Origin of the sequence: Pontibacter diazotrophicus, from assembly GCF_003367245.1 — a bacterium.
Taxonomy (GTDB): Bacteria; Bacteroidota; Bacteroidia; order Cytophagales; family Hymenobacteraceae; genus Pontibacter; species Pontibacter diazotrophicus.
The window spans coordinates 1-26,409 of sequence record NZ_QRGR01000047.1 but is presented as its reverse complement, the minus strand read 5'-3'; the positions used below and the strand labels follow the sequence as shown (position 1 = coordinate 26,409).

Annotated in this window: 2 protein-coding genes; both read right to left on the bottom strand. The window is 54.1% G+C overall.

Annotated elements, in window-relative coordinates:
* A partial coding sequence (locus DXT99_RS25365; RefSeq protein WP_115568403.1) for a non-ribosomal peptide synthase/polyketide synthase occupies window positions 1-22,210 on the bottom strand: 22,210 nt, incomplete at its 3' end.
* 55 nt (window positions 22,211-22,265) lie between these two features.
* Window positions 22,266-26,409: non-ribosomal peptide synthetase (locus DXT99_RS25360; protein ID WP_115568402.1), on the bottom strand; the 4,144-nt coding region annotated here is incomplete at its 5' end.

Genomic DNA, 26,409 nt, shown 5'->3' with positions numbered 1-26,409 from the left:
GCACCGGCCACACCTCCCAGGCGGAGGCGTCGAAGCCCACGCCCGCCATCATGGTAGACCTGCTATTGGAGCTTAAGCTGAATTCTTTCATGTGCCAGGAGCACAGGTTCACCACGCCCCCGTGCTCTACCAGCACGCCCTTGGGCTTGCCCGTCGAGCCGGAGGTGTAAATCACGTAGGCCAGGTTCGATGGCTGCAAGTCAACTGCTGGTTTCTTAGTAGACTCTTTGGCTATCTCATCCCAGTCAGTGTCCAGCAGTATCAGTTCCCTCTCTTCTCCCTCAAACAATCCTGTATAGGCACTGCCGCTCAGCACAAGGGAGGCATGGGTGTCCTCCAGCATGAAGCGGATGCGCTCCCGGGGGTAGCTGGGGTCAATCGGCACGTAGGCGCCGCCTGCCTTCAGAATGCCCAGTTGGGCTGTGACCAACTCTACAGAGCGGTCCAGGCAGACTGGCACCAGCGTCTCCTGCTTTACCCCTCTTTCTTGAAGATAGTGCGCCAGCTGGTTTGCCCGTGCATTCAGCTCCCCATACGTCAGCTGCTCTTCTCCGAAGTTCACAGCCACGGCATCAGGTGCCTTGGCTACCTGCTCCTCAAAAAGCTCCACCAGCGTATTGTTCTGAGGATAGGCTACTGCGGAAGGGTTGAACGCCTCAACAAGCTCAGCATGCTCTTCCTCCGTCAAAAGCGCCAGCTCCGACAGGCTTAGCTCCGGCTGACTTACAATTTGCTGTAGCACGCTTGCAAAATGTGTCTTAATTCGCTCCACGTTTCCATCACTCAGCAATGAGGCATTGTAGCTAAAGTCTACGGATAGCTGCTTGCCTGTCTGGGCGATAATGGACAGTGGGTAATTGGTATGCTCCTCTACCTGAAGGTCTTCCACTTGCAGCCCCCAGTTTCCGGTGACAGCCTCGCTCACCGGGTAGTTCTCAAACACCAGCAGCGTATCGAACAGGTCTCCTCTGACGCCTACCCAGTTATGGATTGACGAGAGCGGGGTTTGCGCATATTCTCTTGCGTGCGTGTGCCCCTCCTGTAAAGCCAGAAGCCACTCGCTCACCTTCCGGTCACCGGCTATAGTCGTATGTAGGGGAAGCGTATTGATGTACATCCCTACCCTTGTCTCCGCCCCCGCAAGCTCTGCAGGACGACCGGCCACGGTCACGCCGTAAACCGGTTCCTGCTGCCCTGTATAGCAGGAGAGCAGGTAAGCCCATACCCCCTGCACGAGTGTGTTCGCCGTCAGGCGGTGCACCTGCGCGTAAGCTTGAAGCGCCGCAAAGTCAGACTCCCCTACTGTTAAATTGTTGTGGCGGTACTCCTCTCCGCCCTTCGTGCGGCTCTTCTTACTGTCCACGAACGGAAGCAGACTGGCCTCTTCCACGCCCGAGAGATACTTTCTCCAGAATGTCTCTGCCTCCAGCGGGTCCTGCTGCTGCAGGTGCCGGATAAAGTCCTCGTAGCGGTCCTCTTCCACCGCAACAGGCTTACCGCCCTTGCTCAATGTGTCGTAAGTGCTGAGCAGCTCCTGCATCAATATTGGCATAGACCAGCCATCTACAAGCAGGTGGTGGTGCGTCCACACCATGTGATAGGCATCGTCCGTTAGCCTGAGCAGCGTGATCCGAAGCAGCGGAGCCTGGCTGAAATCAAAGCTCCTGCGCTTGTCCTCCTCCCTGAACAAAATAAACTGAGCCTGCTGCTGCTCTTCCGGCAGGTGACGGTAATCGATCACCTCAAACGGCAGCTCCAATTCCTTGTGCACGCACTGCACCGGCACACTCATATCCTGGTGGAAAGAACTTCTGAGGATACTGTGCTTTTGAACCAGGTACTGCCAGCTTTCGCGGAAAGGCTCCACCTGCAGGCCTGTCATGCGGCAGCTCATTTGCTCCACGTAGGCCGCTCCACCCTTTTCATAGACACTGTGGAACAGGATTCCACCCTGCAATGGGCTCAGGCCGTACACGCTGCTGATCTGCTCCTGGAGGGGTTTGCCGCGGTACTCTTTCTGAAGCATTTGCTCTAGCTCCTGGTAAGTAACATTGCCGCCAAGACCGTAGTCCGATGGTGTATGCTGCGGCACTTGTTTTTCCTTGCAGTGAGAAATCAGCCCTGTGAGTACTTCCAGGTACCTGGTTGCAAGATTCTCTATCGTTTCCTGATGATACTGCTTGCTGGAGTATCTCCAAACCAGGTGTAGCTGTCCGTTGCTGATGCTGCTGTTTACCTCCAGGTTGCTGTCTGCCTTGTTGGCTGGGCTCACAGGATTTCCGCAAGACTCACCGGCCCCTGCAAACCAGCGGCTGTTACTCAATGCATTGTCTACCTGCCCCAGGTAGTTGAATACCAGTTGGAAGACATTTGGCAGCGCCAGATCTTCCCGCACCTTCTTATCCGGGTGCAGGTAACGTAGCGCACCATAGCCCATTCCTTTGTCAGGCAGTTGTCTAAGCTGCTCCTTCACAGATTGAATCACAGCAGATGCTGACATGCCATCTTTCAGAGTCAGCAACACGGGATAAATATTGGTGAACCAGCCTACGGTACGGCTGATGTCCATATCTGCAAAAAGGTCCTCCCTGCCATGTCCTTCCAGGCCAATGACCACCTGCTCTTGTCTGCTCCACTGACTTAGCGTCTGCGCCAGCGCGGCCAGTAACAGGTCATTGATCTGTGTGTGGTATGCCTGCTGCGCATCCGTCAGTAAGGCTTGCGTCGAAGAGGCGTCCAGTACGACTGTACACGTCTGCTGATCTCCCACAAGCATAACATTCTCCTGATCTTTGTCTATTGGAAGGATAAATTCTGTTTTCGCGACTTTCTGCCAGTAGCCCTGCTGCCGGATGGCTTTCGTCTCCGCATAGTGTTGCAGCGCCCCGTGCCACTGTCGGTAGGAACTGCCTTTTATGCCCAGTTCTGCTTCTTTCCCTTTGCTGATAGCCTCAAGGCTCAGCTCCAGGTCTTCCAGCAAAATCCTCCACGATACCCCATCCACTGCCAGGTGATGAATCACCAGGAACAGCCGATTAGCTTCTTCGGCTTCAGGAGTTTCCAATAGCACCGCCTTTAGCAGCTCACCATTCTCCAGGTCAAGCCGCTGTTGGTAAAGATTACTTACAGTCTCTACGTGTGCAGTGAGTTCCTCAACCGGTACATCGCGCAGGTCCTCTGTCAGCAACTCTCCGGCACTGGTACCATACTCCTGCTGCCATACGCCATCCACTTTTTGATAAGCAAAACGAAGTGCATCATGCCGTTCTACCACAACCCTGACAGCTTTATTGATTACATCGGCAGAAAGCGCTTTGCTTACCTTGAACAGGAGGGACTGATTAAACTGCCCTGGCTCCTGAAGGTCCAGTTGGAAGAACCTTTGCTGAATAGGCAGCAGGCCAGCTGTACCCGTCAGCAGTCCCTGCTCTGCCTGCATCTCCACCTCTGGCTGCACTACGGCAGCCAACAAGGCAATTGTCTGGTGCTCGAACACGTTCCGCGGCTGAAAGTTGAAGCCTGCTCTCCTGGCCCGGCTCACCAACTGAATGGTGATGATGGAGTCTCCGCCAAGCTCAAAGAAGTTGTCATTCACACCCACGCGCTCCACCTGCAATAGCTCCTTCCAGATGGCTGCCAGCTTTTCCTCCGTCTCGTTTCGGGGGGCCACATAGCTGCTCGTTACTGTCTCCGAAGCGTCTACCTCCGGCAATGCCTTCTTGTCTACTTTACCGTTGGAGGTCAACGGTATTTCCTCCAGTTCGATCAGCATGGAAGGCACCATGTACTCGGGCAACTTCTGCTTCATCTCTTTGATGATGGCCTCCCTGTCGAAGGCTTCACTCACCACATAGCCGATGAGGCGCTTGCTGCCATTGGCGTCTTCCCTGGCGATGACAACTGCCTGCTCTACGCCTCCGCACTGGTTCAGCATGCTCTCCACTTCGCCCAGCTCAATGCGGTAGCCGCGTATCTTCACCTGGTCGTCCATTCGGCCCAGGTATTCCAGGTTACCGTCTGAAGACCATCTCACCAGGTCACCTGTGCGGTACATCCTGGCTCCTTCTTTCTTGCTGAATGGATCAGCAACGAACTTCTCCGCTGTCAATTCTTCTCTGTTGAGGTAGCCTCTTGCCACCTGCACGCCTCCGATGCATAGTTCCCCAACCACGCCCTGCGGCACCAATCTGCCTGCCTTGTCCAGCACATAGTGCGGGGTGTTGGCAAGCGGCCTGCCGATAGGCAGCGCGGAGCCCTGGAACGTGGTGGCGTAGGCAAATTCTGTAGAGGTCACCGTTGTCTCTGTCGGGCCGTACTCGTTGTAGAAACTTGTATAGGCTCCCCACGCGCTGGCAAGGCTTACCGGGCACACCTCTCCCCCGGCTATCACCCTTCTCAGGTGCCCGTGTTTGCCCGGCGTGAGCTGCTGCAGAAAGCTCGGGGTGGCATGGATATGCGTCACCTCCCGCTCCTCAATCAGTTGCACCATCTCATCAGGGCGCAGCAGCACCTCCTTCGGCACCAGCACCAGGCCGGCACCGTTGCACAGGGCAAGGAAGATCTGCTCCACAGAGGCGTCGAAGGCGTAATTCGATAGCTGCAGTATTCTCTCTTGTTGCTTGACTCCAAACGCTTCTGTCTGATGGCTCACCAGGTTCACCACCCCTTTGTGCTCAACCAGCACGCCCTTTGGCCTGCCGGTGGAACCGGAGGTGTAGATGACATAAGCCAGGTTGTCTGGCTGCAAATCAGTAGCAGGTTTATTTGAAGACTCCTTCGCTATCTGCTCCCAGTCTGTATCCAACAGCACCAGTTCTCTTTCTTCTCCTGAAAGTAAATCAGTAAAAGCACTGCTGCTCACTACAAGGGTGGCACTCGTATCCTGAAGCATGAACTGGATTCTCTCCTGCGGATAGCCCGGGTCTATCGGCACGTAGGCACCGCCCGCTTTCATCACGCCCAGCAGTCCCACGATCATCTCCGGCGATTTATCGATGCAGATAGGTACCAGTGTCTCTTCTCCCACTCCTTTACTCTGCAGGTAATGCGCCAGCTGGTTTGATCGGCTGCTCAGTTCTGCATAAGTAAACTCTTCTCCTTCAAACAGCACTGCTATAGCATCCGGTGTTTTAGCCACCTGCTCCTCAAAAAGGTCCACCAGCGTCTTATCCTGAGGATAAGCCACAGTCGCGGCATTGAATTCAGAGGCAAGCTGTTGCCGCTCTTCTGCTGTCATCACTTCCAGCTGTGAAAGGGCCGATTCAGGCTGCCGAACGAACTTCTCCAGTACCTGGGCAAAGTGAGATTTGATCCGGGCTACTGTCTCCTGACTCAGCAGATTAGCCTTGTAGCCGAATTCTACGGTAAGCTTTCTGCCAGTCTGAACCGTGAGCGTCAAAGGATAATTGGTCTGCTCCTCCATCAGGAGACCATCTACCTGTAATCCCCAGTCCTTGGAGAAGACGTCTCCCACCGGATAATTTTCAAATACCAGCAACGTATCGAAAAAGTCGCCATTCACACCCAGCCAGTGCTGGATAGAAGATAATGGGGTATAGGCATGCTCTCTTGCCTGGCTATGGCCTTCCTGAAGGCTTGTAAGCCAGTCTACCACCCGTTGCTCTTCTTTTATGCCGGCATGAAGAGGCAGTGTGTTAATATAAAGTCCAATTCTCGATTCTGAGGCAGGAAGTTCTGTCGGGCGACCGGCCACCGTGACGCCGTACACCGGGTTTTGTTGCCCTGTGTAGCGGTAGAGCAGATAAGCCCACACCCCCTGAACGAGGGTATTCAGGGTCAGGCGCTGCTTTTGGGCAAATTGCTGCAGGTCCTCCTGCAATGCCTCCTCTACCACCCACTTCTCTTCGCCATAGTGGTCACCGCTCATATTGCGGTCTTTTGCGCTGTTAACAAATGGAAGCAGCGTAGCTTCTTCAACTCCCTGGAGATATTTGTTCCAGAAGTTCTCTGCCACCAAGGGATCCTTTTTCTGGAGATAGCGGATGAAATCCTCATACCGGTCTTCTTCCAAAACCGCAGTTTCTTTGCCCTGCTGCATGGCTTCATAGGTGCTTAGCAGTTCCTGCAGCAGAATCGGTAAAGACCATCCGTCCAGCAGCAGGTGATGATAGGTCCAGATCATCTGGTATACTTCCTCTCCGGAAAGCCGGATTAGGGTCAGGCGAAGCAGTGGTGCTTTGCTGAAATCAAAGCCTTTTTTCTTATCTGCCTCCACAAAAGAAGTTAGCTGTCTCTCCTGCTCCTCTTCTGACAGCTTGCTGTAATCAAGGACGGTAAACGGTAACTCCACCTTATCATGGACACATTGCACCGGAATATCAAGCTCCTGGTAATGGAATGAAGTGCGTAAGATGCTGTGATTCTGAAGCAGGAGCTTCCAGGTTTGCTGGAAGCGCTCTACGTCCAGTCCTGAGAACCGGCAGCTCATCTGCTCCACATAGGCCACCGCACTCTCATCGTACAGGCCATGGAACAATAAACCTTCCTGCAGCGGGCTTAAGCCATACACCCGGCTAATTTGGTCTTCCTGCCTGGCCTGAAGGAATACTTCTAATTGCTTGTAGCCTACTTTTCCTGTAAGGCCAAAGTCTGATGGCGTATGTTGAGGGACGGTCTTTTCCTGGCTATGGCTGATCAGATTACTCAGGTGCGCCAGGTAAAGGTCTGCCAAGGCCGCTATTGTTTCCTGATGATATTGCTGAACAGAAAAGCGCCAGTCTATGCTCAACTGCCCGTTGGCAATGCTACTGTTCACTTCCAGCTTGCTGCCAGCCTTATTGGCCGGGCTTACCTGCCTGCCAGAGGGCTCCCCTGCTTCGGCAAACCATTGGCTGCTGTTCAGGCTATTGTCCAGCTGCCCGAGGTAATTGAATACTACCTGGAACGGGTTAGTTGGCGTTACACTGTTCCGCAGCTCCTCATCCGGATGCAGGTACCGAAGTGCCCCGTAACCCAATCCTTTGTCCGCTATCTGCCGAAGCTGTTCTTTTACTGACTGGATAACATCAGAAGCCGGCATCTCCTTTCCCAGAGACAGCAATACCGGGTAAAGGTTGGTAAACCAACCCATTGTGCGGCTGATATCCATTTCTGCAGAAATATCTTCCCTGCCGTGTCCTTCAAGTCCAATCACTACCTGCTCCTGGCGGCTCCAATCGCTCAGAGTTCTGGCCAGCGCAGCGAGTAAAAAGTCGTTGATCTGTGTGTTGTAGGCCTGATGCACGCCGCTCAACAGAGCCTGTGTTTTGGCAGCGTCCAGCACTACTTTAATTGACTGCTGATCTCCTACGAAAGAAACGGCAGCACTTTCCTTATCTACCGGAAGGATAAACGGTGCTTTAGCCACTTTCTGCCAATAGCCCTTTTGGCTAATGGCTTTCGTTTCGGCATAGTGCTGCAGCGCCTCCTGCCACTGGCGATATGAGCTGCTTTTTGCTCCCAGCTCCACTTCACTCCCCTGACTAATGGACTGAAGGCTCTGCTCCAGGTCTTCCAGCAATATCCTCCAGCTTACGCCGTCTACTGCCAGGTGATGGATGAGGATAAATAAACGATTCGCCTCTTCCTCCTCCGGAGTTTGCAGCAATACTATCCTGAACAGTTCGCCTTTTTCCAGATCCAGGCGCTGCTGATAGCCTTCGCAGGTTGCTGCTATGCTGGAAGAAAGGTCCTGCTGCTTTACAGAAGTCAGATTTTCGATGAGCAACTCTCCTGTCCGGTCGCTATACTCCTGCTCCCATACACCATCTGAATTTTTATATCTGAAACGCAATGCATCATGACGCGCGACAATAGCTTTTACAGCCTTATCCAGCGCCTCCACAGACAGTGTCTTTTTCACCTCAAATAAGAGGGACATGTTAAAGTGCTGCGGTTCCTGGTACTCCTGCTCAAAGAACCACTGCTGAATAGGCAATAAGCCTACAGCCCCTGTCAGCACTCCTTGCTCTGTCTTGATGGCTGCTTCCTGTGCAGCCACTCTGGCAAGGGAAGCGATTGTCTGGTGCTCAAACACGTCCCGCGGCTGGAAGTTGAATCCTGCCCTCCTGGCCCGGCTCACCAGCTGAATGGTAATGATAGAGTCTCCCCCTAATTCGAAGAAGTTGTCCTCTACACCCACTCTTTCCACCTGCAGTAACTCCTGCCAGATGGTCGCCAACTTTTCTTCTGTCTCTGTGCGCGGGGCTATATAAGAGGAAGTAAGGGCTTCACTTGCATCCACCTCCGGCAGCGCCTTTCTGTTTACCTTACCGTTTGCTGTTAAAGGAATTTTCTCTAACTCTACCAGCATGGACGGTACCATATACTCCGGAAGCTTCGTTTTCATCTGGCTGATGATGGCCTCCTTCTCGAATTCTCCTTCAGAAACGACATAGCCGATAAGGCGCTTGTGCCCTGCAGCATCCGCCTTAGCTATGACCACTGCCTGCTGAACGTTTTCACATTGCTGCAATACACTTTCTACTTCGCCCAGCTCGATGCGGTAGCCCCGAATCTTCACCTGGTCATCCACTCTTCCCAGGAACTCCAGGTTCCCATCTTCAAGCCACCTTACCAGGTCACCTGTTTTGTACATCCTGGCACTTTCTTCTTTGCTGAAAGGATCCTGCACAAATTTTTCTGCACTGAGTTCTGCTCTGTTGAGGTAGCCTCTTGCCACCTGCACGCCCCCGATGCACAGCTCCCCGGCTACGCCCTGCGGCACTAATCTGCCGGATTTGTCCAGCACATAGGCGCTGGTATTGCTGAGTGGCTTTCCGATTGGCGGAAGCCCCTGCTGCTGAGCGGCAGGCAGTGTGTAGGAGGTAGCCACCACGGTGTTCTCTGTAGGACCGTAGTTGTTGACTAACTTATAAGTAAGATGAGACGTGTTTACAGAACGAAGCTGATCGCCGCCTGTCAGCACGTACTGCAGAACCAGCCCCTCTGGCTGCTCCTGTTTCACCAGCCCATCCACCAGGGCGGTTGGGACAAAGCTTTGGGTAATGCCTTTGGCTGCGTAGAAAGACAGCAGCTTCTCTGCCTCCAGGCGCTGCTCGTCTTCCACGATGTAGAGGCTGGCACCGGAAACAAGCACCGGCCACACCTCCCAGGCGGAGGCGTCGAAGCCCACACCCGCCATCATTGTTGAGCGTGAAGATGCGGTAAGGTTTAATTCTTTCATGTGCCAGGAGCACAGGTTCACCACGCCCCCGTGCTCCACCAGCACGCCCTTGGGCTTGCCTGTAGAACCGGAGGTGTAAATCACGTAGGCCAGGTTCGATGGCTGTAGTTCTACTGCTGGTTTCTCTGATAATTCTTTTGCTATCCGATCCCAATCAGAATCCAGCAGCACCAGTTCTCTTTCTTCTCCTGAAAGTAAACCTTCATACCAACTGCTACTCAGCACGAGGGAGGAGTTAGTATCTTCCAGCATGAACTGTATTCTCTCCTGCGGGTAACTCGGGTCGATCGGCACATAGGCACCGCCTGCCTTCTGGATGCCCAGCAAAGCTGTCACCAGTTCTATAGAGCGGTCTAAGCAAACCGGCACCAAGGTTTCTTCTCCCACTCCTCTCTTCCGGAGATAGTGCGCCAACTTGTTTGCTCTCGCATTCAACTCTCCATAAGTCAGTGAATCCCCACCGAAAGCCACTGCAAGGGCATCAGGCGCTTTGGCCACATGCTCCTCAAAAAGGTCTACCAGCGTCTTGTCCTCAGGGTAGGAGACGAAAGCAGGATTAAATTCCTCCAGCAGCTGCTTCTGCTCTTCCTCCGTCACCAGTTCCAGCATTGACAGGGTTAGCTCAGGCTGGCTAATAATCTGCTGCATTACTTTAGCAAAGTGCGCCTTGATCTGCATAACTTTTTCCTCGCTTATCAGCGCTGCATTATAGCTGAAACCAACAGAAAGCTGCTCACCTTTCTGCACAACTATTGATAATGGGAAGTTGGTGTGCTCGTCTACCTGCAGGTTTTCTACCTGCAGCCCCCAGTCTCCATTAATAGCTTCGCTTACCGGGTAGTTCTCAAACACCAGGATGGTATCGAAGAGATTCCCCCCCATTCCCAGCCACTGCTGGATAGACGGCAGTGGTGTATGCGAATGCTCCCTTGCCTGCGTTTGTTTTTCCTGAAGTGCTGTCAGCCATTCCTTCACAGGTTGTTCACCTGCTATAGAAGAGCGAAGCGGCAGAGTGTTGATGTATAAGCCAACCCGTGTTTCTGCACCTGCCAGGTCTGTAGGGCGACCGGCTACGGTTACACCATACACAACATCCTGCTGACCTGTATAAGAGGCAAGCAGGTACGCCCATACTCCCTGCACCAGTGTGTTCAGCGTCAGTCGGTTTGCCTGCGCATACTCCTGAAGGGTCTCCAGCACAGACTCCTCTACCAGCCATTTATTTACGCGGTACGCATCGCCGCCCTTGTTGCGGGCATTTTTATGCTCCACGAACGGAAGCAGACTTGGCTCTTCCACTCCCGCTAAGTGCTCTTTCCAGAAAAGCTCCGCCTCCAGCGGGTCTTTCTGCTGCAGGTACCGGATGAAATCTTCGTACCGATCCTCTTCCACCTGTACAGGGGCACCACCTTTTTTGAGGTGATCATAGGTACTGAGCAAACCCTGCATCAGCACTGGCGTAGACCAGCCGTCCACCAACAGGTGGTGGTGTGTCCAAACCATCTCATACACCTCTTCAGACAGCCTGATGAGTGTCAGTCTGAACAACGGTGCCTGGCTATAGTCAAATCCCTTTTTACTGTCAGCAGCCCGGAAAGCTACCACCTTCTCCTGTTGCTGCTCTTCAGGCATCTCCCGGAAATCCAGCAGCTCAAAAGGAAGCTCCAGCGCCTTGTGCACACATTGCACAGGAATACTTAAATCAGTATGGAAAGAGCTTCTCAGGATAGTATGTTTCCTGAGAAGGTACTCCCAACTGGCTTTAAATGGCTCCACCACCAGGCCTTTGAGCCTGCAGCTCATTTGCTCCACATACCCCTGCGATTCCTGGTCGTAGAGGCCGTGAAACAGCAGACCTTCCTGTAAGGGACTCAGGCCGTACACGCTGCTTACCTGCGCTGCGAGCGGTTTGCCTTTATAGTCTTTCTGAAGAAATTGCTCCAGTTCTTCGTAGTCTACTCGTCCTGTTAAGCCATAGTCAGAAGGAGTGTACTGCGGTACTTGTTTTTCTTTACAATGTGCGATTAGCTCCGTGAGTACTTCCAGGTAATTTTTGGCTAAGGCTACTATGGTTGCCTCTTCATACAGCTTATCCGCATACCGCCACTCCAGGTGGAGTTGCCCATTCACGATTCTGCTGTTAATGTCCAGCTTGCTGGTAGCCCTGTTGGCCGGGCTTACCAGTTGACCGGATGCCTCTTCGGCCCCGGCAAACCAGCGGCTGCCACTGAGCGCATTGTCTACCTGCCCCAGGTAGTTAAATATGATCTGCAATGGTTCTGCCGGAGCAAGGCTGTTGCGCAGCGCCACATCCGGGTGCAGGTAACGCAATGCGCCGTAGCCCATCCCCTTGTCGGGCACCTGACGTAGCTGTTCTTTTACCGCCTGCACGATGCCTGAAGCGGTTAAATTTTCTTTCAGAAATAGAGGCACCGGGTATAGGTTGGTGAACCAGCCCACTGTGCGGTTTATGTCCAGTTCAGCAGAAAGATCTTCCCTGCCATGCCCCTCCAGGCCAATAACTACCTGCTCCTGCTTGCTCCATTTCACTATTGTCCGGGCAAGAGCGGCAAGCAACAGGTCGTTGATTTGAGTATGATAGGCCTGATGCACTTTTGACAACAGATCCTGTGTAAGAGCCGGACTCAAAGAAACGCTATAGCTTTTCTGATCTGCTATTAGTGCAGGTTCCTTGCTTTCTTTATCTACTGGAAGCGAGGAAACAACTTTTGCCGCACGCTGCCAGTAGGCTTTCTGCCGGATGGCTTTTGTCTCTGCATAGACCTGCAGGGCCTCCTGCCACTGACGGTAAGAACTGCCTTTCTCTCCTAACGCTACCTCTTTCCCCTGGAGAAGCATTTCAACAGACTGCTCTATATCCTCGAGTAATATTCTCCAGGAAACGCCGTCTACGGCGAGGTGATGGATCACCAGGAACAGCCGGTTGGCTTCTTCGGCTGCAGGTGTCTGCAGCAGCACCGCCCGCATCAGTTCTCCGTCTTCCAGCTCCAGGCTCTGCTGGTATTCCTGGCATTTTGCTGTGACTTGGGCAGGCAAATCCTCCTGGGAGGCAGAAGAAAGATCTTCTGTTATCAGGCTTCCCTCCTGCTGCCCATACTCCTGCTGCCAGCCATCCCTTGTAGTTGTATAGTTAAAGCGCAAGGCATCATGGCGGGCTACCACTGATTTGATAGCCTGCTGCAAAGTGTCCGCAGACAATGCCTTGTTTACCTGAAGCAAAAGCGCCTGATTGAAATGTTCCGGCTCCTGGTGATCTTGCTCAAAGAACCACTGCTGAATCGGAAGCAGTCCGGCAGCACCTGTCAATAGCCCCTGCTCTGTTTCTATTTTCACATCTGACTGCACCACTGCAGCCAGGGAAGCCACAGTCTGGTGCTCAAACACATCCCGCGGCTGGAAAGAAAAACCTGCCTTTCTGGCTCTGCTCACCAGCTGAATCGTGATAATGGAATCACCACCCAGTTCAAAGAAGTTATCCTCCGCGCCCACGCGCTCCACCTGCAGCAAGTCCTGCCAGATGGCAGCCAGTTTCTGCTCTGTCTCCGTCCGTGGCGCTAAATAAGATGAAGTCAGCGCTTCGCTGGCATCCACCTCCGGCAGCGCTTTTCTGTTCGCTTTGCCGTTGGCCGTCAGCGGGATTTCCTCCAGCGCTACAAGAATGGAGGGCACCATGTACTCCGGCAGCCGCTGCTTCATCTCTTTGAGGATGGCTTCTTTACCAAATGCTTCGGCTACGACATAGCCTATCAGACGCTTGCTGCCACTGGCATCCTCTTTCGCGATAACCACTGCCTGCTGCACGCTCTGGCACTGGCACAGCACACTCTCCACCTCGCCCAGCTCGATGCGGTAGCCCCGTATCTTCACCTGGTCATCAAAACGACCCAGGTACTCCAGGTTGCCGTCAGGCAACCATCTCACAAGGTCCCCAGTGCGGTACATTCTGGCATCTGCCTCTTCACTAAAGATGTCTTTGACGAACTTCTCCTCTGTGAGCTCCGGGCGGTTGAGGTAACCTCTTGCCACCTGAACCCCTGCAATGCACAGCTCCCCTGCCACGCCCTGGGGCACGAGCTTGCCTGTCTTGTCCAGCACGTACAGCTGCGTATTGGCCACCGGCTTTCCTATCGGCACCAGGCTTACCTCCTGCTTGCCGTTCGGCACATCCCAGAAAGACACATCGATGGCCGCCTCCGTCGGGCCGTACAGGTTATAGAGTCCCACGCCCGGCAGCTTCTGCTTGAACAGGTTCACCTGCGCGGGCTTGAGGGCCTCGCCGCTGCACAGCACCCTCACAAGGCCGCTGCACTCCCCTGGCTCCAGGCTCAGCAGGAAGGCCTCCAGCATGGAAGGCACGAAGTGCATGGTCGTGATGCCCGCACTGCTGATGATGGACTTCAGGTAATCGCTGTCTTTGTGACCTTCCGGTCTGGCGAACACTATCTTAGAACCTACCAGCGAAGGCCAGAACAGCTCCCACACCGACACGTCGAAGGAGAAGGTCGTTTTCTGAAGCACGGTGTCCGCTGCGGTCAGGCCATAATGGTCCTGGGCCCACAGCAGCCTGTTCACCACGCCCCGGTGCTCATTCAGCACGCCCTTCGGCCTGCCGGTAGAGCCGGAGGTGTAAATCACATAGGCCAGGTTGGATGGTTGCAGCTCTGTTGCAGGTTTTTCAGCAGGCTCTTTGGCTATCTGCTCCCAGTTCCTGTCCAGCAGCACCAGCTCCACATCTTCTCCTGCCAGCGCTCCGGCGCAGGCTCCGCTGCTAATTACCAGCGCTGCCTGTGTATCCTCCAGCATAAACCGGATCCTGTCCTGCGGATAGTTCGGGTCGATTGGCACGTAGGCCCCTCCTGCTTTCAGAATGCCCCACAGCCCTATGATCATCTCCAGTGAGCGTTCTATGCAAACTGGCACCAGCGTCTCCTGTCCCACGCCTCTCCTCTGGAGGTAATAGGCCAGCTGATTGGAACGGCTGTTCAGCGCTGTATAAGTCAGTTCCTCTCCTTCAAATACAACAGCTACCGCATCCGGGGTTCTGGCCACCTGATGCTCAAACAGGTCCAACAGCGTCTTATCCTGAGGAAAAGCCACTGCCGTGGCGTTGAATTCATTTGTCAATTGCTGCACTTCCTGCTCACCCAGCAACGCAAACTCGTCTATGCCTGCCTCCGGGTTTGAAACAAGCTGCGAAAGCAGGCGCTGGTAATGTTCCATCATCCGCACCACTGTTTCCTCACTGAACAAGTCGGTGCAATACTCCAGGCTCATCTGAATGCCGTCAGTAGTGCTTTTCGCACTTAGCGTCAGGTCAAACTTTGTGGATGTATTCTCAAACACTTCCGGAGCAAGGCTCAGCTCACCCAGTTTGATTTCAGGTATTCCCGGCGTATTATCCAGCGTGAACATCACCTGGAACAAGGGCGTGCGGCTCCTGTCCCTTGCTACACCCACAGCTTCCACTACTTTCTCGAAAGGCAGATCCTGATGCTTGTAGGCATCAAGCGTGGTGTCCTTCACCTGCTTTAGCAGGTCTTTGAAGCTGAGGTTTCCTCCCAGGTCGCTGCGCAGAGCAAGCGTGTTGACGAAGAAGCCGATCAGTGGCTCCACCTCAGGCTGCACACGACCCGCGATCGGGCTGCCCACACAGATATCTTCCTGCCCGCTGTAGCGATACAGCAACACTTTGAAAGCAGAAAGCAGGCTCATGAATAAGGTACTTCCTTCCTGCTTGGAGAACTGCTCCAGCTTTTGGCTTAATTCCTTATTTAGACTGAATTCAATTCGGTTCCCTCTGGTGCTTTGGATGCTAGGACGCGCATGGTCTGTAAGCAGCTGCAGCGCTTCCACACCAGATAGCTTATTTTTCCAGTAAGCTTGCTGCTGCTCCAGCACCTCTCCCTGCAGGTATTCCCGTTGCCACACCGCGTAATCGGCGAACTGCACCGGAAGCTGCGGCAGCTTTGACTCTCTGTTCTCCAGTTTCGCAGCGTACAGCTCGGTCAGTTCTTTGACCAGTATGGACACAGACCAGCCATCGGAGGCGATGTGGTGCTGCACCACCACCAGCAGGTGCTCCTGCTCCGACAGCTTCACCAGCACAGCGCGCAGCATGAAGTCTTTGCCCAGGTCGAAAGGCTGCTCCACGGCCTTCTGCACCAGAGCCCGCAGCGAGGCCGCATTTGGGAAGGAAGCATCCTCCAGGTACGTCATCTGCCACTGCCCGGCATCTATTGCTTTCTGAAAACCCTGCCCCTCCTCTTCAGTGATGACCGTGCGCAGCGCCTCGTGCCGCTCCACTATCCTGCGGAAGGCGTTCTCCAGCCCCGCCACGTCCACGTCGCCCTTCAGGCGGAAAACAGCTGGCAGGTGGTAGTGGCTGCTGCCCTGCAGCCGGTCGATGAACCACAGGCGCTCCTGCGAGAAGGAGAGCGGAATCTTTTCCACTTCGGAACGGTCGAACGGAACGATGGCAGGCAAAACCGCCGTTGAGCTGCTCGACGCTATCTGTTGGGCGAGGGCCGCGATGGTAGGGAAGGCGAAAACGTCCTTTATCTGTAGCTCCGCCTCCAGGGCCTTGCGCACCATCGACTGCAGGCGCGTGGCCAGCAGCGAGTGGCCGCCGAGCTCGAAGAAGTTGTCCTCCACGCCCACGCGCTCCACCTGCAGCAGCTCCTGCCAGATGGCCACCAGCTTTTCCTCTGTCTCGGTGCGTGGCGCAACGTAACTGTTTGTCAGGGCCTCCGAGGCATCCACCTCCGGCAGCGCCTTCTTATTTACTTTGCCGTTGGAGGTCAACGGAATCTCCTCCAGCTCCACCAGCAGGGACGGCACCATGTACTCGGGCAACTGGCGCTTCATCTGGCTGATGATGGCTTCTCTGTTAAACTCTCCTTCCGGCACCACATAGCCGATGAGGCGCTTGCTGCCATTGGCATCTGCCTTGGCAATGACCACCGCCTGCTCAACGCCCTGGCACTGACCCAGCACGCTCTCCACCTCGCCCAGCTCAATGCGGTAGCCACGGATCTTCACCTGGTCGTCAATCCTTCCCAGGTATTCTATGTTTCCATCCTCCAGCCACCTTGCCAGGTCTCCTGTCCGATACATTCTGGCACCAGCTTTTTTACTGAAAGGGTCCTTCACAAACTTCTCAGCGGTTAGCTCTGGTAAGTTCAGATAGCCTCTTGCCAGGCCATCCCCCCCGATACAAATTTCCCCAATCATGCCGACAGGTACTAGCTGCTGGTGCTGGTCTACAATGTAGAGCTGCGTATTATCAAGTGGTTTGCCAATGGCAATACTACCACGAAGCGTTTTTAAATCAGCAAGCTTAAAGCGATAGGTGGAGCAGCCTACGGTCGCTTCTGTAGGCCCGTATTCGTTGATGATTTCTAGTTCCGGGTTTTTCTCTAAAAGCTTTTGCACATGCGCGATCTGCAAGGCTTCCCCGCCTACCACTAATCGTTTCGTGAATGGTGCTCCCTCCATCATAGCTAAGACGGGTAGATGTGCAGGCGTGAGTTTTATAAAGGAATAAGGAGCATTGGCGGCCAAAGACGCCGCTTCAAATGCTTCCAGCCCCTTTCCTTCCGCTAAAACAACAGATTTACCCTTTAACAGTGGCATCAGTAAATCAGTGACGGATGCATCGAAGGTATAGGCTAAATGCTGATAGCTACCTGATGCAGATTCTTCCTCACCAGTGTAATTTGTTTGGCTATTTAATAAGTAGTTGACGGCACTTCTGTGTTCAATCAGCACACCCTTTGGCCTGCCAGTGGAACCAGAGGTATAAATAACATAAGCCAAGTTCTTTGGTCTCAGGTCAACTACTGGTTTGTCGGCTGTCTCTCTGCTTATCTCTTTCCAATCTGTATCCAGCAGCACTGGCTCCACGCCTTCCTCTCCTTTAAACAATCCGGCGTAGGCTCCGCTGCTTATTACGAGGGAAGCACCGGTGTCTTTGAGTATAAAGTGGATTCTTTCCTGCGGAAAGGATGGATCAATTGGTACATAAGCCCCTCCCGCTTTCAGGATTCCCCAGAGCCCCACCAGCATCTCCAGTGATCGGTCCACACAAATAGGCACCAGCATCTCCTTGCTTAATCCCTTTTTCTGCAGGTAATGGGCCAGCTGATCTGCTCTTTCATTTAACTGCTTATAGTTAAATGATTTATTTCCAAAAACCACCGCAACGGCATCTGGTGTTTTCGCTACCTGCTCCTCAAACAGGTCTACCAGCGTCTTATCCTGCGGATACTCCACAGCCGTGGCGTTAAATTCCTCCAGCAGTTGCTGCGCCTCCTTCTTGTCCAGCAGCGGCAGCCGGTCTACGCTTATGCCTGGTTCTTCAACAAGCAACGAAAGCAGGCGCTGGTAATGCGCCATCATCCGTATTGCTGTCTCCTCACTAAACAAATCGGTGCAGTACTCCAGGCTCAACTGAATGCCGTCAGAAGTATTCTTAGCACTGAGCGTCAGGTCAAACTTTGTGGATGTGACTTCAAATGCTTCCGGAGCAAGGCTTAGCTCGCCCAGCCGGACCTCCGGCGCCTCTGGCGTGTTTTCCAGCGTGAACATCACCTGGAACAACGGGCTGCGGCTCCTGTCTCTTGCCGCACCCACAGCCTCCACTACCTTCTCAAAAGGGAGGTCCTGATGCTTGTAGGCATCAAGTGTAGTTTCCTTCACCTGCTTTAGCAGGTCCCTGAAGCTCGGACTGCCCCCCAAGTCGCTGCGCAATGCAAGGGTGTTGACGAAGAAGCCGATGAGCGGCTCCACCTCCGGCTGCACGCGGCCCGCAATCGGGCTGCCCACACAGATATCTTCCTGCCCGCTGTAGCGATACAGCAAAACTTTATAGGCAGAAAGCAGGCTCATGTACAGCGTTACTCCCTCTCTGTTGGAGAACTGCTCCAGCTTTTGGCTCAGGTCTTTGCCCAGGCCTGCTATCACACGACTTCCCCTGGTGCTCTGCACAGAGGGGCGCACATGGTCTGTCGGCAGCTGCAGCGCTTCCACACCGGACAGCTTGTTTTTCCAGTAGGCTTTCTGCTGCTCCAGCACCTCTCCCTGCAGGTATTCCCGTTGCCACACCGCATAGTCGGCGAACTGCACCGGAAGCTGCGGCAGCTTGGCTTCTCTGTTCTCCAGTTTCGCAGCGTACAGCTCGGTCAGTTCTTTGACCAGTATGGACACAGACCAGCCATCGGAGGCGATGTGGTGCTGCACCACCACCAGCAGGTGCTCCTGCTCCGACAGCTTCACCAGCACAGCGCGCAGCATGAAGTCTTTGCCCAGGTCGAAAGGCTGCTCCACGGCCTTCTGCACCAGAGCCCGCAGCGAGGCCGCATTTGGGAAGGAAGCATCCTCCAGGTACGTCATCTGCCACTGCCCGGCATCTATTGCTTTCTGAAAACCCTGCCCCTCCTCTTCAGTGATGACCGTGCGCAGCGCCTCGTGCCGCTCCACTATCCTGCGGAAGGCGTTCTCCAGCCCCGCCACGTCCACGTCGCCCTTCAGGCGGAAAACAGCTGGCAGGTGGTAGTGGCTGCTGCCCTGCAGCCGGTCGATGAACCACAGGCGCTCCTGCGAGAAGGAGAGCGGAATCTTTTCCACTTCGGAACGGTCGAACGGAACGATGGCAGGCAAAACCGCCGTTGAGCTGCTCGACGCTATCTGTTGGGCGAGGGCCGCGATGGTAGGGAAGGCGAAAACGTCCTTTATCTGTAGCTCCGCCTCCAGGGCCTTGCGCACCATCGACTGCAGGCGCGTGGCCAGCAGCGAGTGGCCGCCGAGCTCGAAGAAGTTGTCCTCCACGCCCACGCGCTCCACCTGCAGCAGCTCCTGCCAGATGGCCACCAGCTTTTCCTCTGTCTCGGTGCGTGGCGCAACGTAACTGTTTGTCAGGGCCTCCGAGGCATCCACCTCCGGCAGCGCCTTCTTATTTACTTTGCCGTTGGAGGTCAACGGAATCTCCTCCAGCTCCACCAGCAGGGACGGCACCATGTACTCGGGCAACTGGCGCTTCATCTGGCGAATAATGGCTTCTTTATCGAATTCCCCTGCCACTACATAACCGATGAGGCGCTTGCTGCCATTGGCATCTGCCTTGGCAATGACCACCGCCTGCTCAACGCTCTGGCACTGACCCAGCACGCTCTCCACCTCGCCCAGTTCAATGCGGTAGCCCCTAACCTTCACCTGGTCGTCCACCCTTCCGAGGAACTCCAGGTTACCGTCAGAGAGCCACCTTACCAGATCTCCCGTGCGGTACATCCTGGCGCCTGCCTCCTTGCTGAAGGGGTCTTTGACGAACCTCTCCTGAGTCAGCTCCTCTCTGTTGAGGTAGCCTCTTGCCACCTGAGCGCCCCCGATGCACAGCTCCCCGGCCACGCCCTGCGGCACGAGTTTGCCTGCTTTATCCACCACATAGGCGGTGGTGTTGCTGATCGGCTTTCCGATTGGTGGAAGCCCCTCCTGCTGGGCGGCAGGCAGTGTGTAGGAGGTGGCCACCACCGTGTTCTCGGTAGGGCCGTAGTTGTTGACCAGCCTGTAGGAAAGGTGGGTTGTGTCAACTAAGCGCAGCTGGTCCCCTCCCGTCAGCACGTACTCAAGGGCCAGCCCCTTCGGCTGCTCCTGCTTCACCAGCCCATCCACCAGAGCGGTTGGAACAAAGCTGTGGGTAATGCTTTTGTCTGCGTAGAAGGACAGCAGCTTCTCCGCCTCCAGGCGCTGCTCGTCCTCCACAATGTAGAGGCTGGCACCGGAAACGAGCACTGGCCACACTTCCCAGGCAGAGGCGTCGAAACCCACGCCCGCCATCATTGTCGAACGGGAGGATGCTGTAAGGCTGAACACGCCGGCATGCCAGCTGCACAGGTTCACCACGCCCCCGTGCTCCACCAGCACACCTTTTGGCTTACCGGTTGAACCAGAGGTATAAATCACATAGGCCAGGTTCGAGGGCTGCAGCTCTACTGCGGGTTTATCTGATAATTCTTTAGCTATCTGCTGCCAGTCCGTATCCAGCAGCACTGTTTCTCTTTCCTCCCCCTGGAGCAGCTCTTTAAAGGCGCTGCTGCTCAGTATTAGGGAGGAGTCTGTGTCCTCCAGCATGAACCGGATTCTCTCCTGCGGATAGCTTGGGTCAATTGGCACGTAAGCACCGCCCGCTTTCAGGATGCCCAGCAGAGCTGTCACCAGCTCTATGGAACGGTCTATACAAACCGGCACCAACGTCTCTTCCCCCACTCCTCTCTTCTGCAGGTAATGCGCCAGCTGATTTGCTCTCGCATTCAATTCAGCATAGGTCAACTCTTCATCTGCGCAGACTACAGCTACAGCATCAGGTGCCTTGGCAGTCTGCTCCTCGAACAAGCTCACCAACGTCTTATCCTGTGGATAGGCTACAGCGGAAGGATTGAATCCTTCAACTAATTGCTGCACTTCCTGCTTATCGAGGAGCAGCAGATCGTCTATGCCCGTTGCCGGCTCAGAAATAAGTAAAGAGAGCAGGCGCTCGTAATGGGCCATCATTCTTTTTACTGTTGCTTCGCTGAACAGATCGGTGCAGTATTCTACATTTATTTTGAGGCCTTCTGCCTGGTTTGTCACGCTCAGCGTCAGGTCGAATTTAGCTGATACCTCCTCAATAGGCTGGGCAGCCAGTGTGAGGTCACCCAAATGGACTTGGGGCACCTCCGGAGAATTTTCCAGCGTGAACACGACCTGGAACAGCGGGCTGCGGCTCATGTCCCTGTTCACTCCCACAGCTTCCACTACCTTCTCAAACGGTAGGTCCTGATGGGCGTAAGCCTCCAATGTGTTATCCTTCACCCTGGCCAGCAGGTCCTTGAAATTTGGGTTGCCCCCCATATCATTGCGCAGGGCCAGTGTGTTCACAAAGAAACCAATCAATGGCTCTACCTCCGGCTGCACGCGTCCCGCGATAGGGCTGCCCACGCAGATATCTTCCTGGCCGCTGTAGCGGTAGAGCAGCACGTTGAAAGCCGACAGCAGGCTCATGAACAGCGTGGTTCCCTCCTGGTGGGAGAACTGGTCCAACTTGTGACTCAGCTCCTTGTTCACATGAAATTCAAAGCGATTTCCTTTTGTGCTTTGCACAGAAGGGCGCACATAATCCGTTGGCAGCTGCAGTGCTTCCAGCCCGGCCAGCTTCTTCTTCCAATAATTTGTTTGCTCTTCCAGCACCTCCCCCTGCAGGTGCTCCCGCTGCCACACGGCATAGTCGGCATACTGAATCGGGAGCTGTAGCAGCCTTGCCTCCCGGGCCTCTTGCCTAGCCAGGTAAAGCTCCATGAACTCTCGAACCAGTATAGACAAAGACCAGCCATCGGAGGAAATATGATGCTGCACCACAATAAGTTGGTGCTCCTGCTCTGATAGCTTCACCAGCACAACTCGCAGCATATAATCTTTGCTCAGGTCAAAAGGCTGTTCCGCGGCTTTCTGAACCAGCGTCGGCAATGAACTGGAGTGGTCCTCGAGAAAATTTATCTGCCACTGCTTCGCGTCGATTACCTTCTGGTATCCCTGCCCCTCCTCTTCCAAAATCACCGTACGCAGGGCCTCGTGCCGCTCCACGATTTGGCGGAAGGCGGCTTCCAGCCCTGCCACGTCTAGTTTACCTGTCAAGCGGAAAACTGCTGGAAGATGGTAGTGGCTGCTGCCCTGCAGCCGGTCTATGAACCACAGGCGCTCCTGAGAAAAGGATAAGGGAATGGGCTTGTCTTCGCTCCGGTCTAATGGCGCTATCTTTTTATAAGACCGGTTTATCTTCTTTAAATTCCCTTCATCACTCTTAAGGAAATCTATGATAGCCTGCTTATTCCGCTTAACCTCATCAATTAATAACTTATCCAGGTTTTTATTTTTCTCAACCTTTACTTTAAGTTTATCTGCCTCCAGAAATATTTTGATACCTTCTTTTTTAGCTTTTCCTAAAATGCTGATAACCTCTGTAAAATTGTTACTCATATGGCATTTTTTTAAGTATGGTCTTATTACTAATTGATGTTTGGATTCTGTTTTATTAAATTTCGAATACCTCTAAATCTTCCCCTTCTTCATCTTCCTCCTCCTGGTCAATGGATACAGCTTCTATGTATTCCGCTAATTCAGCAATGCAGGTGAACTTAAACAGGGTGTTGACAGGTATATTCAGGGAGAATTCTTCCCGGATCAGGCTGACAACTCTCACTACTAACAAAGAATCGCCTCCCAGTTCAAAGAAGTTGTCCTTTACGCCTACCCGCTCCAGGCCAAGTAAATCCTGCCACAGTCTGGTTAGTTTCTCTTCTGTCTCGTTGCGCGGTGCTACATACTGATGGGTTAATAGTTCGGCTATATCCGGCTCAGGCAAGGCCTTGCGGTTCACTTTGCCATTCGGAGTTAAAGGCAGCTCCGTTAACGTCACGAAGAGTGAAGGCACCATGTAGTCCGGCAGCCTGGACTTAAGCTGCGTCAGAACAGCTTCTTTTTTGTAAGACTCCTGCGGAACGACATAGCCTACTAAACGTTTGCTTCCATTCGTGTCTTCTTTCGCGACCACCACTCCCTTGCTCACGCCATCGCACTGCTGCAGTACACTTTCTATTTCGCCTAACTCAATACGGTAGCCCCTGATTTTCACCTGATCGTCCAGGCGGCTCAGGTACTCGACTTCCCCGTTGGCGAGCCAGCGGGCAAGGTCACCTGTTCTGTAAATTCTGGCCGTAGGGTCCTGGCTAAAAGGATCCGGGATGAATCGCTCCGCCGTCAGGTCAGCCCGATTCAGATAGCCACGGGCTAATCCGTCTCCTCCAATACATAGCTCACCTGCTACCCCAACAGGAGCAGGTGCCCCGGCTTTGTCCAGTATGTAGATTTGCGTGTTGGCGATCGGTTTGCCAATGGTGATTTTCTCCCCTGCTTTCAGCTCCTTACAAGCGGACCAGATGGTTGTTTCGGTTGGGCCGTAGAGGTTCCAGACTTTCTTACTGATTTTAATGAGGGAGTCTTTGAGACTTTTTCTTACAGCCTCCCCTCCTATCAGAACCGTGCTATGCTCACTGTTCTGCCAGCCACTATCTAAAAGCATTTGCCAGGTGGCAGGTGTGGCCTGCATGTATTCTGGCTGATGTTGCGCTAACTTCTCCTGTAACAGATAGCCATCAGTTGCAACTTCTCTGGTAGCTACGATCACTTTGCCTCCAACCAGCATCGGCATGTACAACTCCAGGTAAGAGATATCAAAACTGTAGGTGGTAACGGCTAACAAACTTGCTTTCGGTTTTACCTCGAGGTGCTGTATCATGGAATAAAGGAAATTCACGAGCGACTGATGCTGAATCAGCACGCCTTTTGGTCTTCCCGTGGATCCGGAGGTATAGATGACGTAGACCAGGCTTGAAGGTTCCAGGCTTCTGTGGGGATTATTTAAAGGTTCCTCCGCTATCTTTTCCCAATCCCTGTCCAGCAGTACAATATATCTTCCCTCTTCCTCCTCCAGCAGCTCAGAATATGCGCTGTTTCCCAATACAAGCGTTGCCTTTGTATCTTCCAGCATATACTGGATCCTGTCCTGCGGGTAAGAAGGATCCAGTGGCACATAAGCCCCTCCCACTTTCATAACACCCAACAGTCCCACCAACATTTCTGCGGATCGGTCCACACAAACCGGCACCAAGGTGTCTGCTTTTACTCCTTTTTTCTGGAGGTAATGGGCCAGTTGATTCGCTCTTTTGTTTAATTCCGCATACGTCAGCTCCTCTTCTTCAAATACTGCCGCCACAGCATCCGGTGATTTATCAACCTGCTCTTCGAACAGTTCTACCAGCGTCTTATCATTTGGATAGGTCGTAGCCGTTGCGTTGAATTCTTCCAGCAACAGCTTGCACTCCTGCTCTCCGAGCAGCGGCAACTCGTCTATGCCGGTTGTCGGTTCAGCTACCAATAGCGAGAGAAGGCGCTCATAATGCCCCATCATGCGCGAAACAGTTGCTTCGCTGAACAGGTCTGCACAATATTCCACATTCAGCTGCAGGCCATCTGCATGGCTGGTGACGCTCAGGGTCATGTCGAACTTGGCTGAAACGCCCTCGAAAGGCTGCGAAGTCAGGGTAAGATCTCCCAGCCGAATCTCCGGCACCTCTGGCGTATTCTGCAGGATAAACATCACCTGGAACAGCGGACTGCGGCTCATGTCGCGCGCCACCCCGGCCGCTTCCACCACCTTCTCAAACGGAAGGTCCTGGTGGGCGTAAGCCTCCATGGTGGTGTCTTTCACCTGCGTTATCAGATCATTGAAGTTGGGGTTATTCCCCAGGTTGCTGCGCAAGGCCAGCGTGTTTACGAAGAAGCCGATCAAAGGCTCCACCTCTGGCTGCACACGCCCCGCAATCGGGCTGCCCACACAGATGTCTTCCTGGCCGCTGTAACGGTACAGCAGCACTTTAAATGCTGACAGCAGACTCATGAAAAGAGTCACTTCCTTCCTGTTGGAAAACTGTTCCAGCTTTTGGCTCAGGTCCTTGTCAAGATTGAGATCCAGCCTTGCGCCACGGGTGCTCTGCACAGACGGACGCACATAATCTGTTGGCAGCTGCAGTGCCTCCACTCCAGCGAGTTTATTTTTCCAATAACTCGTCTGTTCTTCCAGCACCTCTCCCTGCAGGTAGTCCCGCTGCCAGACGGCATAATCAGCATATTGTATCGGAAGCTGCGGCAAAACGGCCTCACGTTTCTGCTGCCTTGCTGCATAAAGCTCTGTTAATTCCTGCACCAGCACGGAAACTGACCAGCCGTCGGAGGCGATGTGATGTAACACGACGACCAGCAGGTGCTCCTGTTCAGATAGCTCCACCAGCACGGCCCGCAGCATAAAGTCTTTGCTTAGATCGAAGGGTTGCTCCACAGCTGATTGGATGGCAGCATATAACCCAGTTGCATCCACAAAAGAATGCCCATTCATGTGGCTCAGCTGCCAATCAGCGTCCAGCACCTGCTGATAAGCCTGCCCTTCTTCCTGCAGGAAAACAGTACGCAGCGCCTCATGCCGTTTCACGATCTGGCGGAAGGCGTCTTCCAGCCCCGCCACGTCCAGCTCGCCTGTCAGGCGGAAAACAGCTGGCAGGTGATAATGGCTGCTGCCCTGCAACTGGTCGATGAACCACAACCGCTCCTGCGAAAAGGACAGGGGTAGTTTATCGTTTGTATCGTGAGGGAAAGCCGTGATGGCAGGTAAAACTCTGGCTAATTTGTTTGACGCTAACAGTTCTGCAATACCCGCTATAGTAGGGTAGGCAAATATGTCTTTGATCTGCAGTTCTGTCTGAAATACTTTTCGTACCGATGAAACGAGGCGTGTAGCCAGTAGTGAATGCCCGCCGAGCTCGAAGAAGTTGTCCTCCACGCCCACTTTTTCCACCTGCAGCAATTCCTGCCATATCTTCGCCAGCTTCTCCTCTGTCTCTGTGCGAGGGGCCACATAGCTGCTGGTCAGCGCCTCACTTGCGTCCACCTCCGGCAGTGCCTTCTTATTCACTTTGCCGTTGGCTGTGAGCGGAATCTCCTCCAGCTCCACTAGCAGGGACGGCACCATGTACTCCGGAAGCTTTGCTTTCATCTGGCTCATGATGGCCTCCCTATCGAACTCCTCTGCAACTGCATAGCCTATGAGCCGCTTGCTGCCATTAGCATCTGCCCTGGCAACCACCACCGCCTGCTCAACGCCCCGGCACTGGCTCAGTACGCTCTCCACCTCGCCCAGTTCAATGCGGTAGCCGCGTATCTTCACCTGGTCGTCTATCCTGCCCAGGTACTCCAGGTTACCGTCAGAGAGCCACCTTACCAAGTCTCCCGTACGGTACATCCTGGCTCCTGCCTCCCTGCTGAAGGGGTCTTTGACGAACCTCTCCTGAGTCAGCTCCTCTCTGTTGAGGTAGCCCCTTGCCACCTGCACGCCCCCGATGCACAGCTCCCCGGCCACGCCCTGCGGCACCAGCCTGCCGGACCTGTCCAGCACGTAGGCGCTGGTGTTGCTGATGGGCTTGCCGATTGGCGGAAGCCCCTGCTGCCGGGCGGCAGGCAGTGTGTAGGAGGTGGCCACCACCGTGTTCTCCGTTGGGCCGTAGTTGTTGACCAGCCTGTAAGAGAGGAGGGAAGTGTCGATGGAGCGCAGCTGGTCCCCTCCCGTC